At 68.8% G+C, this 14569-nt stretch carries 10 protein-coding genes and 1 riboswitch; all 10 genes read right to left on the reverse strand.

What is annotated here, in order from left to right; translation table 11 throughout:
- Positions 1-59: 59 nt before the first annotated feature.
- Positions 60-163, reverse strand: a riboswitch (Fluoride riboswitch).
- Positions 164-213: 50 nt separating this feature from the next.
- The 10 genes from cheB to AC0KUR_RS02285 all read right to left on the reverse strand — a co-directional run bounded on the left by cheB (position 214) and on the right by AC0KUR_RS02285 (position 14505).
- Positions 214-1233: a chemotaxis response regulator protein-glutamate methylesterase gene (gene cheB / locus AC0KUR_RS02240; protein ID WP_034185671.1), complete on the reverse strand. Its 1020-nt coding sequence runs from the start codon at positions 1231-1233 to the stop codon at positions 214-216.
- Entirely contained in the window at positions 1230-3539 is a 2310-nt protein-coding gene (locus AC0KUR_RS02245) for a hybrid sensor histidine kinase/response regulator (RefSeq protein ID WP_059558466.1), read from the reverse strand. The genes cheB and AC0KUR_RS02245 overlap by 4 nt, the downstream gene beginning before the upstream one ends.
- The gene (locus tag AC0KUR_RS02250) at positions 3536-4240 is read right to left on the reverse strand and encodes a chemotaxis protein CheW (RefSeq protein ID WP_034185669.1); all 705 of its coding nucleotides are present in this window, start codon (positions 4238-4240) and stop codon (positions 3536-3538) included. Before AC0KUR_RS02250 ends, AC0KUR_RS02245 begins: the two co-directional genes overlap by 4 nt.
- 46 nt (positions 4241-4286) lie before the next feature.
- Positions 4287-5666: a CheR family methyltransferase gene (locus tag AC0KUR_RS02255; RefSeq protein WP_473375283.1), complete on the reverse strand. Its 1380-nt coding sequence runs from the start codon at positions 5664-5666 to the stop codon at positions 4287-4289.
- On the reverse strand, positions 5663-6175 hold the full coding sequence (locus tag AC0KUR_RS02260) for a chemotaxis protein CheW (RefSeq protein ID WP_473375284.1): 513 nt from the start codon (positions 6173-6175) through the stop codon (positions 5663-5665). Before AC0KUR_RS02260 ends, AC0KUR_RS02255 begins: the two co-directional genes overlap by 4 nt.
- Positions 6172-7848 carry a methyl-accepting chemotaxis protein gene (locus AC0KUR_RS02265; protein ID WP_034185666.1) on the reverse strand — a complete coding sequence of 559 codons (1677 nt, stop codon included), beginning with the start codon at positions 7846-7848 and terminating at the stop codon, positions 6172-6174. The genes AC0KUR_RS02260 and AC0KUR_RS02265 overlap by 4 nt, the downstream gene beginning before the upstream one ends.
- A gap of 126 nt (positions 7849-7974) precedes the next feature.
- Entirely contained in the window at positions 7975-9108 is a 1134-nt protein-coding gene (locus AC0KUR_RS02270) for a hybrid sensor histidine kinase/response regulator (RefSeq protein ID WP_034185665.1), read from the reverse strand.
- Positions 9109-9584: 476 nt separating this feature from the next.
- Positions 9585-11168 carry a Na+/H+ antiporter gene (locus AC0KUR_RS02275; protein WP_473375285.1) on the reverse strand — a complete coding sequence of 528 codons (1584 nt, stop codon included), beginning with the start codon at positions 11166-11168 and terminating at the stop codon, positions 9585-9587.
- A 233-nt stretch (positions 11169-11401) separates the two neighbouring features.
- A complete protein-coding gene (locus AC0KUR_RS02280) occupies positions 11402-12835 on the reverse strand; it encodes an aldehyde dehydrogenase family protein (protein WP_034185663.1) in 1434 nt (477 codons plus the stop codon).
- A 29-nt stretch (positions 12836-12864) separates the two neighbouring features.
- The gene (locus AC0KUR_RS02285; protein ID WP_034185662.1) at positions 12865-14505 is read right to left on the reverse strand and encodes an acetolactate synthase large subunit; all 1641 of its coding nucleotides are present in this window, start codon (positions 14503-14505) and stop codon (positions 12865-12867) included.
- Between the last annotated feature and the right edge of the window lie 64 nt (positions 14506-14569).

Below are 14569 nucleotides of genomic sequence, written 5' to 3' on the forward strand. Positions count from 1 at the left end.
CATCAAAACCTGGGCGGCAGAATACCGCATGGACGGCCTGCGACCTCCTGACGACCCAGGAACACGCAGGCATCATCAGCCGGGCAAACCGGCGGTTGAGGGCCGCCCCGCGCGCAACGGGCCGGCAACGGCCGCAGGGAGGCATGCCATCTCCGCAGGCCGCCATTGTACGCGACGCCGCGCATCGCCCGCAATGCGGCCCGCCGCGTGCCGTCAGTCGCGCAGCGGGCGCGTGATGCGCGAGATCAGCTGGGGCGCGATCCGCTCGAGCGGCAGGATCGCCGACGCCGCGCCGATCGCCGCGGCCGCCTTCGGCATCCCGTAGACGGCGCTGGTCGCCTCGTCCTGCGCGATCGTGTAGCACCCCTTCGCGCGCATCGCCTTCAGGCCGAGCGCACCGTCGCGTCCCATGCCGGTCAGCAGCACGCCGAGCGCGTCGCCCTGCCAGCCGTCGGCGACGCTGTTGAAGAACACGTCGATCGACGGCCGGTACGGCGTCTCGACCGGATGCTGCGTATAGCCGAGCACGCCGCGCGGCGACAGGTAAAGGTGATCGTTGGTGGCCGCCAGCAGTACCTCGCCGGCCTGCGGCACGCTGCCTTGCCGCGCGACGCGCACCGGCAGCCGCGTATAGCCGTCGAGCCACTCGGCCATCCCGTACGCGAACGCCTGGTCGACGTGCTGGACGATCACGAGCGCGGCCGGGAAATCGGCCGGCAGCGCGCGCAACAGCGCGGTGAGCGCGGTCGGTCCGCCCGCCGACGCGCCGATCGCGACGAGCGTGGGCTGGCCGCGCGCGGGCGCCGGCCCCGGCGGCACGAGCGCGGCCGTCCGGCTTTCGAGCAGCCGGCCGATCTGGTCGATCTTCGCGAGCAGCGCCTGCGGCGACGCGTCGGTCGACAGCCCGAGCGCGAGGGTCGGCGTGTCGACCGCATCGAGCGCACCGGCTCCCATCGCCTCGTACACCGACGACGTGTTCGCGCTGACGCTCGCCGTGACGATCAGGATCGCGCACGGCGCGCGGGCCATGATCCGGCGCGTCGCCGCGACGCCGTCGACCTTCGGCATCACGAGATCCATCAGCACGACGTCGGGCGGCTGCGCGACGCAGAAATCCACGGCCTCGTCGCCATCGGTCGCGACCCACAGCACGCGGTGGTCCGCGCGCAGCGCGATCACGCGGCGCAGCGCCTCCACGGCCAGCGGCAGGTCGTTGACGATACCGATGTTCATCCGCGTGCACCCCCGATCAGGTCGTGCACGGCATCGAGCAGCGCCTCGTCGTGGAAGCTGCTCTTCGCGAGGTAGTAGTCGGCGCCGGCATCGAGCCCGCGACGGCGATCCTCGTCTCGATCCTTGTACGACACGATCATCACCGGCACGCGCTTGAGCATCGGATCGCCCTTGATCAGCGTGACGAGTTCGATGCCGTCCATGCGCGGCATGTCGACGTCGGTCACGACGAGATCGAACGTATCGCTGCGCACCGCGTTCCAGCCCTCCATCCCGTCGACCGCGACCGTCACGTCGTAACCGCGCTTTTCCAGCAGCTTGCGTTCGAGCTCGCGCACCGTCAGCGAATCGTCGACGACGAGCACGCGGCGGCGGCGATCGGCGAACGCGAGTTGCGGGTCGCGCGTGACCCGCGCAAGCTGCCCGCCGCGCACGAGCTTGTCGACCGAGCGGATCAGGTCCTCGACGTCGACGATCAGCACCGGGTCGCCGTTCTCGAGCAGCGCGCCGGCCGCGATGTTCTGGATCTTGTTCAGGCGGCTGTCGAGCGGCTGCACGACGAGCATCCGCTCGCCGAGGAAACGGTCGACCGCGACGCCGTACAGCTCGGGCTCGCCGCCGACGACCACGACGGCCGTGCTCGTGCGCGCGACGTCGGGTTCGCCCGCGTCGAGCAACTGGTGCGCGGCGACCAGGCCCGCGCGCCGGCCGTCGAACGGAAAATGCGGCTGCCCTTCGAGCACGTCGATGTCGTCGTGCGCGAGTTCGAGCGTGCGGCGCACATGCGCGAGCGGAAACGCATACGGCTCGCCGCCGACTTCGACGAGCAGGCTGCGGATCACCGACAGCGTGAGCGGCAGCTGCAGCACGAAGCGCATGCCCGCGCCCGGCTCGTTGAAGATCCGCACCGCGCCGCGCACGCCGCGCACCATCTCCTGCACCGCATCGAGGCCGACGCCGCGCCCCGACACGTCGGTCACCGCATCGCGCATCGAGAAGCCCGGCAGCAGCAGGAATTCGAGCAGCTCGGGGTCGGACAGCCGCGCGGCCGTCTCGTCGTCGGTCAGGCGCTGGCGCACGACGGCCGCGCGCAGCGCGTCCATGTCGACGCCCGGCCCGTCGTCGATCACGCTGACGAGCAGCGAGCCGGCGCTGTGGCGCGCCTCCAGCGTCACGCTGGCCTCGGCCGGCTTGCCGCGCGCACGCCGCGCATCGGGCGAATCGACGCCGTGATCGATCGCGTTGCGCAGCAGATGGCCGAGCGGCGCGTCGAGCAGGTCGAGGATGTCGCGATCGACCTGCGTGCTCTCGCCGACGATCGAAAAGCGCACCTGCTTGCCGAGCGAACGCGCGAGGTCGCGGACGATGCGCGGATACGCGCGCGTCGCGTCGCCGAACGGCCGCATCCGGCACTGCAACGCCTCGTCGTACAGCTGCTCGGCGATATGCGTGCTGCGCCGCTCGAAGCGGTCGAATTCGTCCATGCGCTCGGCCAGCGAACGCTGCAGGTCGTTGAGCATGTGCCGCACTTCGTTCATCGACGCGAGCATGCCCGCGTCGAGATCGTCGGCGAATTGTTCGTACATCAGATCGAGCGAACGGGCCGCGTCGCGCTGCGCGCGCTTCACGCGCAGCATCGATTCGGCGAACGGCTTGAGCCAGCGCGATTCGACCAGCGATTCGCCGGACAGGCTCAGCAGCCGGTTCAGCGTATCGGCCCGCACGCGGCGCATCGCGCCGGCGCCGGCCACGCGGCCGGCCTGCGCCGGATCGGGCGCCGCGCCCGACACCGCGAGCGGCGGCACCGCGGCGCTCGCGCCGACCGGCTCGTTCGCGGCGCCGTCGTGGTCGCGATACGGCATCGCGGGCGGCGGCACCGGCGGCGGCATCCCGGCAGGCGCCTGCATCGTCTGCGCGCCGTCGGCGCCCGCGAGCGCGGCCGCGAACACGTCGATCTCGGTCGACGTGACGGGCTGCGCCTGCGGATCGCCGACGCGCACCAGCAGATCGACGCCGGCGAGCAGCACGTCGACGTGCGTGGCCGTCAGCGAAATCGTGCCGGCCTGCGCGGCGACGAAGCACTCCTCCATCCGCCCCGCGATGTCGACGCCGAGCGGCACGCCGACGATGCGCGCGGCCCCCTTCAGCGAATGCGCGGCGCGCATGCAGGCTTCGAGCGCGACCGAGTCGGGCTCGCCCGATTCGAGCGCGAGCAGCCGCTCGGACAGCGCCTGGGTCTGCGTGCGCGTCTCCTCGCGATACAGCTCGAGCAGCGACAGGTGGCTCAGGTCGTCATCACCGCTCATCGCATGCTCCGTGTCACGGCGTCGAACAGACGGTCGTCGTCGAGCAGGCCCACCGACTTGCCGCGCCACGACAGCACGCCGCGCGACAGCCCGGCGCTCGCGCGCCCGACGGTCGCCGGCACGGGCACCCAGTCGGACGCGCCGTAGCGCAGCACGCCCTCGACTTCGTCGACCGGAAACACGACCGGCTCGCCCTGGTGCGCGGCGACCAGCAGCCGCGTGAAGCGGCCGTCGCCGTCGCGGTCGCCGCCCTTGCCGGCATCGAGGCCGAGCAACGCGCCGATCGAGATCGCGATGCGCAGCGTGCCGCGGATGTTGACCACGCCGCGCACGGCCGAATGGCGGCGATGCGGCAGCGAATGGATCGGGCGCGTGCCGGCGATCTCGCGCAGCACGCCGATCGGCAGCGCAAGCCATTCGTCGGCCACGCGGAACGCCAGCGCCGCGTGGTGCGTGTCGCCGTCGTCGCCCGCGCGCGTCGCGCCGAACGCACTGATCCGGCGCGTCGCGTCGGCCATCTCGGCCACGTCGAGCGGGCGCTCGAGCAGCTTCGCCGCGTGATACGCGTAGACCGGACAGTTCAGGCAGCGCAGGCAGTCGTTCAGCCGCTCGCACGAGCGGTCGCCGCGCGTGCCGATCCGGTTCCAGCAATCGTCGACGTCGATCGTCGTGTCGTCAATGGCAGCGGCGGCGCGGTTCATGAATTCCTCTGGTCATCGCGGTGTCGGTCCCGATTCCGTCATCGTGTCAGCCGGCCGAGCGCCGTGCGCGCTCGAGCAGCCATTGCGCGCCCGCACGATCGCCGCCGACGTCGAGCAGCGTCGCGAGATGGGTCAGCGCTTCGTGGTGCGTGGGTCGCAGATACAGCGCCTTCCGGTAGAAGTCGCCCGCTTCCGCGGCGCGCCCGCGCGCATCCGCGATCAATCCGTTCAGGTAGAACGCATCGGCATGCGGGCCGACGCGCGCCGAGAACTGCGCGAGCACGCGCTCGGCCTCGTCGAATGCGCCGGCGTTCGCGAGCGCCTGCGCATCCTCGAGTGTCGGCGCGACGGCTTCGGCAACCGGCGCGACCGCTTCGGCCGTCGCGGCCGACAGGTCGGCCCGCGCATCGAAGGTGGCCGTGTTCACGGCCGGCGGCGGCACCGCGAACGGCTGACGCGCATCACCCGGCCAGGACGGCGGCGCAACGGCCAGCACCGAGCGCGTCGCGGCGAGCGGCGCGACCGTGAAGCGCTCGGTGCGCCGGTACGGCGCCGCCGCAGCCGCGGCCGCGTCGGCCGCCGTGCCGGCCGGCTCGCGATGAAACGCGAATGCCAGCGGCACGCGCGCCGAGCGCATTCCGTGCCGCATCGCGACGCCCGTTTCGGCCGGCCCGACGAACAGCATGCCGTCGTCGACGAGCAGCGCGTCGAGCGAGCGGATCACGCGATCCTGCGCGTCGCGGTCGAAATAGATCAGCACGTTGCGGCAGAACACGAAATCGTAGCGAATGCCCGTATCCGCGGCCGGTTCGACGAGATTCGCGTGACGAAACTGCACGCAGGCGCGCACGCGCTCGTCGAGCAGCCAGCCGTCGCCGGCCGGCGTGAAATACCGTGAACGAAACTCCGTCGCCGTGCCGCGAAACGCGTTGCGTCCGTAACAGCCGAGCCGCGCGTACTCGATCGCGCGCGCGCTGAGATCGATCGCGTCGATCGTGAAGCTGGCCGGCTCGAGCCCCGCGTCGAGCAGCGCCATCGCCGCCGAATACGGCTCCTCGCCCGTCGAGCACGGCGCGCTCAGCACGCGGATCACCCGGCCGGGCAGCGCGGCAAGCCGTTCGGCCGCCAGCCGCGCGAGCGTCGCGAACGCCTCGCGGTCGCGGAAGAACCACGTCTCGGGCACGACGAACAGCTCGATCAGCGCGCGCCGCTCGTCGGCCGATGCGTTCAACTGCTGCCAGTACGCGTCGAGCGCCTCCGGCGTGACCGGCGGCCGCGCCGCCGACGGCAGCCGCTCGCCGTCCGCCTGCAGCGCATGCACGCGCTCCGTCAGCGCCCGCGTCAGAAAATCGTTGCCGAGCGAATCGGGGTCGATGCCGGTCTCGCGCAACAGCCAGCCGCGAAATCGCGATTCGGACGCTTTCATGCGAACTCCCCCCCGTGGCCCGGCAGGCCATCGAACAGATACAGGCGCACCACGTCATCGATCAGGTCGGACACCGACACCTGCTGCACGATGCCGTCAGGCGTATTGGCGACGTGCCCGAGCCAGCGCGTGCGCGCGGTCGAGATGCCGCTCGCGTGGAACGCCGCGCGGTCGATCCGCATCGTCTGCGTCGCACGTTCGACGATCAGGCCGAGCGTGCGCTCGACGCCGGCCTCGCCCGCGCGGTAGCGGACCATCACGAGCCGCGTCGAGCGCAGCGCGTGCGCGCGCCGCCCGAGCGCCAGCATCGGCACGTCGATCACCGGCACCGGCTGGCCGGCGCGCATCAACAGCCCGGCGATCCAGTCGGGCGCGCCGGGCACGGCCTTCGTGTCCGCGAGCGGCAGCACCTCGTCGATGCCGGCCGCGTCGAGCGCATAACGCTCGCCGTCGAGCTCGAACATCAGGAACAGCGCCTGCGCGCCGTTCTGCGGATCGGCGCGCGTCACGCGTCGACCTTGAAGCGCGACACACTGGTGCGCAACTGGTTCGCCACCAGCGTCAGGTCGTCGATCGCCTGCGACGACTGGCGCAGCGACTCGGCCGTCTGCTGCGCGGCCTCCGACAGTTGCGACAGCGCCTGCGTGATCTGCTCGGCGCCGTTCGCCTGCGTCTGCATCCCCTCGTTGACCATCTGGAAGCGCGGTGCGAGCGTCTGCACCTCGGCGATGATCTGCGACAGTTGCCCGCCGACCTGCTGCACGTCGAGCATCCCGCGGCGCACTTCCTCGGAGAACTTGTCCATCCCCATCACCCCCGCCGACACGGCCGACTGGATTTCCTTCACCGTCTGCTCGATGTCGTAGGTCGCGACGGCCGTCTGGTCGGCCAGGCGACGGATCTCGGTCGCGACGACCGCGAAGCCGCGGCCGTACTCGCCGGCCTTCTCGGCCTCGATCGCCGCGTTCAGCGACAGCAGGTTGGTCTGGTCGGCCACCTTGGTGATGGTCGCGACCACCTGGTTGATGTTCAGCGCCTTCTCGTTGAGGATCGCGAGCTTCGCGTTCACCGAGCCGGCCGCGTCCATCACGCTGCGCATCGTCTCGCCCATCCGCGTGAGCCCGCTCTGGCTCACGCCGGCGAGCGTCGCCGACTGCTCGGCCACGCCGGCCACCTCGTTCATCGTGCGCAGCAGGTCGCGCGAGGTCGCGAAGATCTCGCGCGAGGTCGCGCCGATCTCGGTCGTCGTCGCCGCGGTTTCGTTCGCGGTCGCCTGCTGCTCGCGCGACGTCGCCGCGATCTCGGCCACCGACGTGGTCACCTGCAGCGACGACTGCTGCGCGCGCGCGACGAGTTCGGTCAGCTCGTCGGCCATCCGGTTGAAGCCCGTCTCGAGCGTGCCGAATTCGTCGCGGCGACGCAGGTCGAGGCGGCGCGTGAGGTTGCCGGTGCGCATCACGTCGTGCACTTCCACCAGGCGCGCCATCGGAACGGTCACCGAACGGTACAGCACGTAGCCGAGCCCGAGCGCGGACAGCAGCACGAACGCGAGCGCGGTCGCGAGCACGACCTCGGTGTCCTGCACGGATTCGCGGATCAGCTTCGCGGACTGCTCGGCGAACTTGCGGTTCTCCTGGACCAGGACGTTGGCGTTGCGCACGACCTCGGCCCAGGCCGGTTGCGCCTTGGTGTATGCCGCGACCGCGTCGTCGTGCGACGCGCGGGTCTTCTGAATCGCGTCGCTCAGGAGCGGCAGGTAACGATCGTATGCGCCGCGGAACGCGGCGAACCGCTGCCGGTCGTCGTCGCGGAACGTCGTGGCCTGATAATCGACCGACAGCGCCTCGACTTCCTTCATCGCGTCGGCGATCTTCGCGAGATCGCGATGCACGCTGTCGGGGTCGGTATCGACGAACGTTGCCTGCTGCAGCAGCATGAACGATTCGTTGACCGAGCCGCGCAGCGATGACGCGAGGTACACGCCGGGCAGCGAGTCGCGCTCGATGCTGATGGCTTCGGCGTTGATCGCGCGCAGTCGCTCGTAGGACACGCCGGCTGTCACCAGCATCAGCACGAACAACACGCCGAAGCTGAGCAGGATGCGATTGCCGAGCGTCAGCCGGGCAGCGCCGATCGTCGGATGCAGGCTTTCATTGGTCGCGCGGGGCGTCACGGTGGCCATGTTCGTTATGGGCTTTCTAAAATCAGCGTTGAAAAAATCCGCGCCCGCCTGCGCGCCGGTCGGCGCGCCACGAGCGCATCGGGGTCGGATGCGGACGACGCGGCGCCGGCAGGCCGCGCCGCGAAATCACCGCTCCGCTTGCGCCGGCAGCCGAAGCGCGACCATGAAGCCGCGCGCCGTATTGCGCATCAGGATCTGGCCGCGATGCCGCGCCGCCGTCGCGCGCACGAACGCAAGCCCGAGGCCGAAGCCGCCGCGCGCCGCGCCGTTCACGGTTTCGAGCTGCACGAACGACTCGGTCGCAGCAGTGCGCTGCTCGGGCGCGATGCCGGCGCCGCCATCCTCGACGCCGATCAGCCAGGCGCCGTCCTCGCTGCTCAGCGTGCAGTGCACGTCCGTACCGGCCGGGCCGTACTTCAGCCCGTTGTCGATCAGGTTCGCGACCGCGCGCGTGAGCATCATGCGGTCGCCCATCGTCACGCACTCGGTGTCGGGCACGTGCGCGACGACCCGGCAGCCGAGCCCGGCCGCTTTCTCCCACAGCTGGTCGACGGCATCGACCACGATCTCGTTGAGGCTCAAGACCTCGTGCGCGCGGCGCTCGGACTGCGCGCGGGTCAGGTGGATGAAGCCGTCGGCAAGCGCCAGCGCACGCCGCGCATGGCCGGCGATGCGCTCCATGATCGCCGGCATGTCGCCGTGTTCGGCGCGGTAGACGTCGAGCAGCGCGAGGATCGACGTCTGCGGGGAACGCATGTCGTGCGACAGGAAATCGAGCGCCTCGTCGCGCTGCCGGGACATCAGGTACGAATTCGAGTGATAGCGGATGCGCGCGGTCAGCTCCATCGCGTCGGGGAGCTTCACCAGATAGTCGTTCGCGCCGGCGATGAACGCCTCGCGCTTGACGATCGGCTCCTCCTTCGCGGACAGCACGATGATCGGCACCCGCGCGGTGCCGGCGTCGGCGCGCCACGCGCGGACGAGATCGAGGCCGTCGATCTCCGGCATCACGAGGTCCTGCAGGATCACCGTCGGCTTCACGTCGCGCGCGACCGCCATCGCCCGGTGCGCGTCGGTACACACGTGCAGATCGATGTCGTGCTCGCTGCGCAGCGCGCGGCGGATCACCTCGCCGACGAACGGTTGATCGTCGACCAGAAGGACCGATAACCCCGATTCAAGGCAATCCGAGGCATTATCACTGCTCGATTCTTTCATAAATACAGTTTCAAACGCCGAATCTCCAATCGATTCTTTCATAGGAGTTGTTTATCCGACTTGGACACTATCTTATTTTGGCGGTTGAAAAACCCGCCTGATTCCGCCGATTTGGCCTGTCGGCACTGCCTTGCGGGGCTTGAGACGCCGATTCCTTCCTCATCGGCGACCGCATTACCTCCGCATTCTTTCTCTCAATAAAGATAACCGGCTGATTCTAAATGAAATTAGAACACAGCATCTATCTCCTTCCGGTTTAGTTTTGCCAAATATGCAGAAAGAGACGGAATCAGATAAATCTGATCATTTCCGGATTCGAAAGACGATAACGTTTGCGAGACCGGCGCCATAAGGCTTGCATGGTCTGCAAGGCTGTTTGCCGGTGGTATTGAGGGCCGGATTCCGACAGGTCGAATCGGCTGGTGGGCGGGAGCAACATCGCGCGGCGGGGAAGGATCGGCCGCGCGCGGTGCAGGGCCGGCAGAACGCCGGCCCGTGGGATGACGGGTCGCGCCCGCTTACCCGCGCGCGTGCTGCGCGGACACTTCCTGCAGGTCGAGATCGCGTTCGAGCGTGTGCAGCATCTCGTCGTGGATGCGCCCCGACCGATGCAGGCGCAACAGTTCCGCACGCCCGGCCCTGATCGCGGCCAGCACGACGTCGTAGTGCGCGGTGCGCACTTCCGCCGGGTACTCGGGTTCGTTCTTCGAGCGTTCGGTCAGTTCCGCGCGATACGTGTACTGCTCGAGCAGGCGCGGGTGGATCACGACGCCGTTCTCGTCGCGCACCAGCGGCTGGATCGCCGCGAGCTGCGCGGCCTCGACGTGCGCCCACGTCTGCGGCTCGGTCAGATGGTGCGCGGCGCGCTCCTCGCGCTGCGGCAGGCGCAGCAGCCGGATCAACGGCCCGATCGTCGTGCCCTGCAGCAGCACGGTGACGAGGATCACCGCGAACGACGCGACCAGGATCACGTCGCGGCCGGGCAACGCCTCGGGCAACGACAGCGCGATCGCGAGCGTCACGACGCCGCGCATCCCGGCCCAGCTCATGATCGTCGCGGCCTTCCAGTCGGGCGCTTCGCCGCGCCGTACGATCCCGCGCACCGGCCACTTCAGCGCCTCGACCGCGTAGATCCACACGAAGCGCGACACGATCACCGCCGCCAGCACCGCGATCACCGGCGGCACCATCGTGGCGAGCACCTGTTCGAAACCGCCGAGCCGGTGAATCGCGCCGCGCAGCGACAGCCCGATCAGCACGAACACCATCGCCTCGAGCAGGAACACGATAACCTGCCAGAACGCGGTGCCGCGCGTGCGCACGGCGGCCGAGAACACCTCGTGCTGATGCCAGCCGATGATCATGCCGGCCGTGACCGTCGCGATCACGCCCGACACCTCGACCATTTCGCCCGCGATGTACGCGATCCAGCCGGCGATCACCGCGACGGTGATCACGAGATAGTCGTCGTCGAGCAGCTTCAGGAACCACACGACGAGCCGGCCGATCACGAAACCGACCACCACGCCGCCGAGCCCGAGTTCCGCGAAACGCACGACCGCGTGCTCGAGGCTGAACGCACCGGTGAGGGCGGCCGCGACCGCGAAGCGGAACAGCACGAGGCCGGCCGCGTCGTTCAGCAGGCTCTCGCCTTCGAGCAGCACCATCAGCCGGCGCGGCAGCGCGACGCGTTCGAGCACGGCTTTCGCGGCGACCGCGTCGGGCGGCGACACGATCGCGCCGAGCGCGAAGCACGCGGCCCACGGCAGCGCCGGCACGACCCAGTGCACGGCGAAACCGACCGCGAACGTCGTGAAGACGACCGCGCCGATCGCGAGCATCAGGATGCCGCCGACGTTACGCTTGAACTCTTCCCATACGGAGAAGTACGCGCCGTCCATCAGCAGCGGCGGCAGGAACACCAGCAGCACCAGCTCGGGATCGAGGTTGATCGGCGGCAGGCCGGGAATGAATGCGATCCCGATACCGCCGATCAGCAGCGCGGCCGCGGGCGGCAACCGCAACCGCTTGGCGATGCATTCGAGCGCGACGATCGCCAGGAATGACAACAGAACCAGCTTGAATGCCGAGACGGGGGACATGAATCGACCTCGTGAAGAATGAATTCGCGCTTTCCGGTGCCGTGCCCCGGTCGGCGGTTTGGCGCGATTACATCACGAGGCGAGGTCCGCAGTCGAGCGCGCGTCGGGCGGCCCGCCGCGCGGCGGTACGCGCGCGATGCCGGACCGATGCGCGCGGCGCAATGAAAACGGCACGCAGGCCGGCCCGATCGCCTGCCTGCGTGCCGTTGCGGAGTGACGCCGCGGCCGGCGCGTTACCGGCGCCGCACGACCATCAGCCGCGGTTCGGTCATGTCCTCGATCGCGTAGCGGACCCCTTCGCGGCCGAGGCCCGAATCCTTCACGCCGCCGTACGGCATGTTGTCGACGCGGAACGACGGCACGTCGTTGATCACGACGCCGCCGACTTCCAGTTCATCCCACGCGCGCTGCGCATGCGTGAGCGAATCGGTGAACACGCCGGCCTGAAGCCCGAAGTCGCTGTCGTTCACGCGGGCGAGCGCATCGTCGAAGCGGTCGAACTTCTCGAGGATCGCGACCGGGCCGAATGCCTCCTTCCGGTACAGGTCTTGCTCGTGCCCGACGTTTTCCAGCAGCGTCGCCTCGAACATCGCGCCGTCGACCTTGCCGCCCGCGACGATCTTCGCGCCCGCCGCGACGGCCGCGTCCATCCAGCCCGACAGCCGGCGCGACTCCGATTCGGAGATCATCGGGCCGACGAACGTCGACGGATCCTTCGGGTCGCCCATCTTCAGCGAACGCGTCTTCGCGATCAGCTTCTCGCGCAGCGCGTCGTAAAGATCGGCATGCACGAGGATCCGCTGCACGCCGATGCAGCTCTGGCCCGACTGGTAGTACGCGCCGAACGCGAGACGCTCGACCACGTAGTCGAGCCGGTCGCGCTGATCCGCATCGACGATCGCGGCCGCGTTGCCGCCCAGTTCCAGCACGACTTTCTTCTTGCCCGCCTTCTCCTTCAGCGCCCAGCCGACGGCCGGCGAACCCGTGAACGACAGCAGCTTGAAACGCTCGTCGGTCGTAAACAGGTCGGCGCCGTCGCGATGCGCGGGCAGCACGGAGAACGCGCCCTTCGGCAGGTCGGTTTCCGCGAGCACCTCGCCGATGATCAACGCGCCGATCGGCGTGCGGCTCGCGGGCTTCAGCACGAACGGGCAGCCGGCCGCGAGCGCGGGCGCGACCTTGTGCGCGGCAAGGTTCAACGGGAAGTTGAACGGCGAGATGAACGAACACGGGCCGATCGGCACGCGCTTCACGTACCCCGTATAACCCTGCGCACGCGCGGAAATTTCGAGGTTGACGATCTCGCCGTCGATCCGCACCGATTCCTCCGCGGCGACGCGGAACGTGTCGATCAGCCGCGTCACTTCGCCCTTCGAATCGTTGATCGGCTTGCCGGCCTCGATGCACAACGCCTCGGCCAGCTCGTCGAAGCGCTCGCGAAAGCGCGCGACGCAATGGTCGAGCACGGCCTGCCGCCTGAAGGCCGGCATCTCGCGCATCGGCTTCGCGGCGGCGACCGCCGCGCCGATCGCCGCATCGATCGCCTTCGCATCGGCCAGCGCGACGCGCGTCGCGACCTTGCCGCTGAACTTGTCCGTGACCTCCAGATCGGTGTTCGCGTAGACGGCTTCGTTGGCGAGGTAGTACGGATAGGTTTCCTTCAACATGGAACGACTCCTTCCGGTGAACGGGGTATTCAAAGCTGTGCCGACAGGCGCTTGATCTCGCGGTTCAGCACGCGCTCGTTGTCCGAGTAATCGATCGGCACGTCGATCACGTGCACGCCCGGCGACGAGAAGCACTCGCGCAGCAGCGGCTCGAGATCGTCGGCCGATTCGACACGATGCCCGTGCGCGCCGTAGCTTTGCGCATACGACACGAAATCGGGGTTCTGCAGCGTCATCGCGTAATCGGGGAAATTCATGTTCTCCTGCTTCCAGCGAATCATCCCGAACGCGTCGTCGCGCAGGATCATCACGACGAGGTCGAGCTTCAGCCGCACGGCCGTCTCGAGCTCCTGCGAATTCATCATGAAGCCGCCGTCGCCGCACACGGCGATCACCTTGCGCTGCGGATGCACGATCTTCGTCGCGATCGCCGACGGCAGGCCGGCGCCCATCGACGCGAGCGCGTTGTCGAGCAGCAGCGAATTCGGCTCGTGCGCACGCCAGTAGCGCGCGAACCAGATCTTGTACATCCCGTTGTCGAGACAGACGATGCCGTCGACCGGCAGCGCGTTGTACAGGTCGTTGACGATCCGCACCGGGTACATCGGGAAGCGCGGATCGTGCTGGCCCTTCTCCAGATGGGCGTCGAAATGCTCCTTGATCATCGCGAAGCGCGCGAAATCCCAGTGCGGCTGCGGCGACATGGCCTCTTTCATTTGCCACACGGCATTCGCGATGTCGCCGACCACTTCGATCTGCGGGAAATAGACGGGATCGACCTGCGCGCCGAGGAAGTTCACGTGGATCACCGTCTTGTCGTCGGTGCGCATGAAGAACGGCGGCTTCTCGATCACGTCGTGGCCGACGTTGATGATGCAGTCCGCATGCTCGATCGCGCGATGCACGAAATCGCCGTCGGACAGCGTCGCATTGCCGAGCCACAGCGGATGGGTCTCGTCGATCACGCCCTTGCCCATCTGCGTGGTGAAGAACGGGATGCCCGTCTTGTCGACGAATTCGAGCAGCATCTTGCAGGTGGTCTTGCGGTTGCCGCCCGCGCCGATCATCAGCAGCGGATGGCGGGCGGCCTGGATCGCGTCGACCGCACGCGCGACCGCTTTCTCCTCGGCCACCGGCCGCCGGCTGTAGCTGCGCGGGATCGGCTTGCCGTCGCCCTCCTCGTGCGCGATGTCTTCCGGCAATTCGAGGTGCGCCGCGCCGGGGCGCTCCTCCTCCGCGCGGCGGAACGCCTCGCGCACGGCCGACGGGATATTGCCGATCGACACGATCTGCCGCGTGAATTTCGTGAGCGGCTGCATCATGTCCACCACGTCGACGATCTGGAAGTGGCCCTGCTTGCTCGACTTGATCGGCTTCTGCCCGGTGATCATCAGCATCGGCATGCCGCCGAGCTGCGCATACGCGGCGGCCGTGACGAAGTTCGTCGCACCCGGCCCGAGCGTCGCGAGACACACGCCGGTGCGGCCCGTCAGGCGGCCGTAGGTGGCGGCCATGAACCCGGCCGCCTGCTCGTGCCGGGTCAGCACGAGCTTGATCTTCGATCGCCGCAGCGATTCGAGCAGATCGAGGTTTTCTTCGCCGGGAATACCGAACACGTACTCGACGCCTTCGGCTTCCAGCGCCTTCACGAACAGATCCGATGCTTTCATGGGGGACTCTCGGTTATGCCGCCTGCCCGGCCTACGGGCGCGCGGCGTACATGACGCGCGCCGG

The organism is Burkholderia sp. YHN3-13, assembly GCF_055810675.1.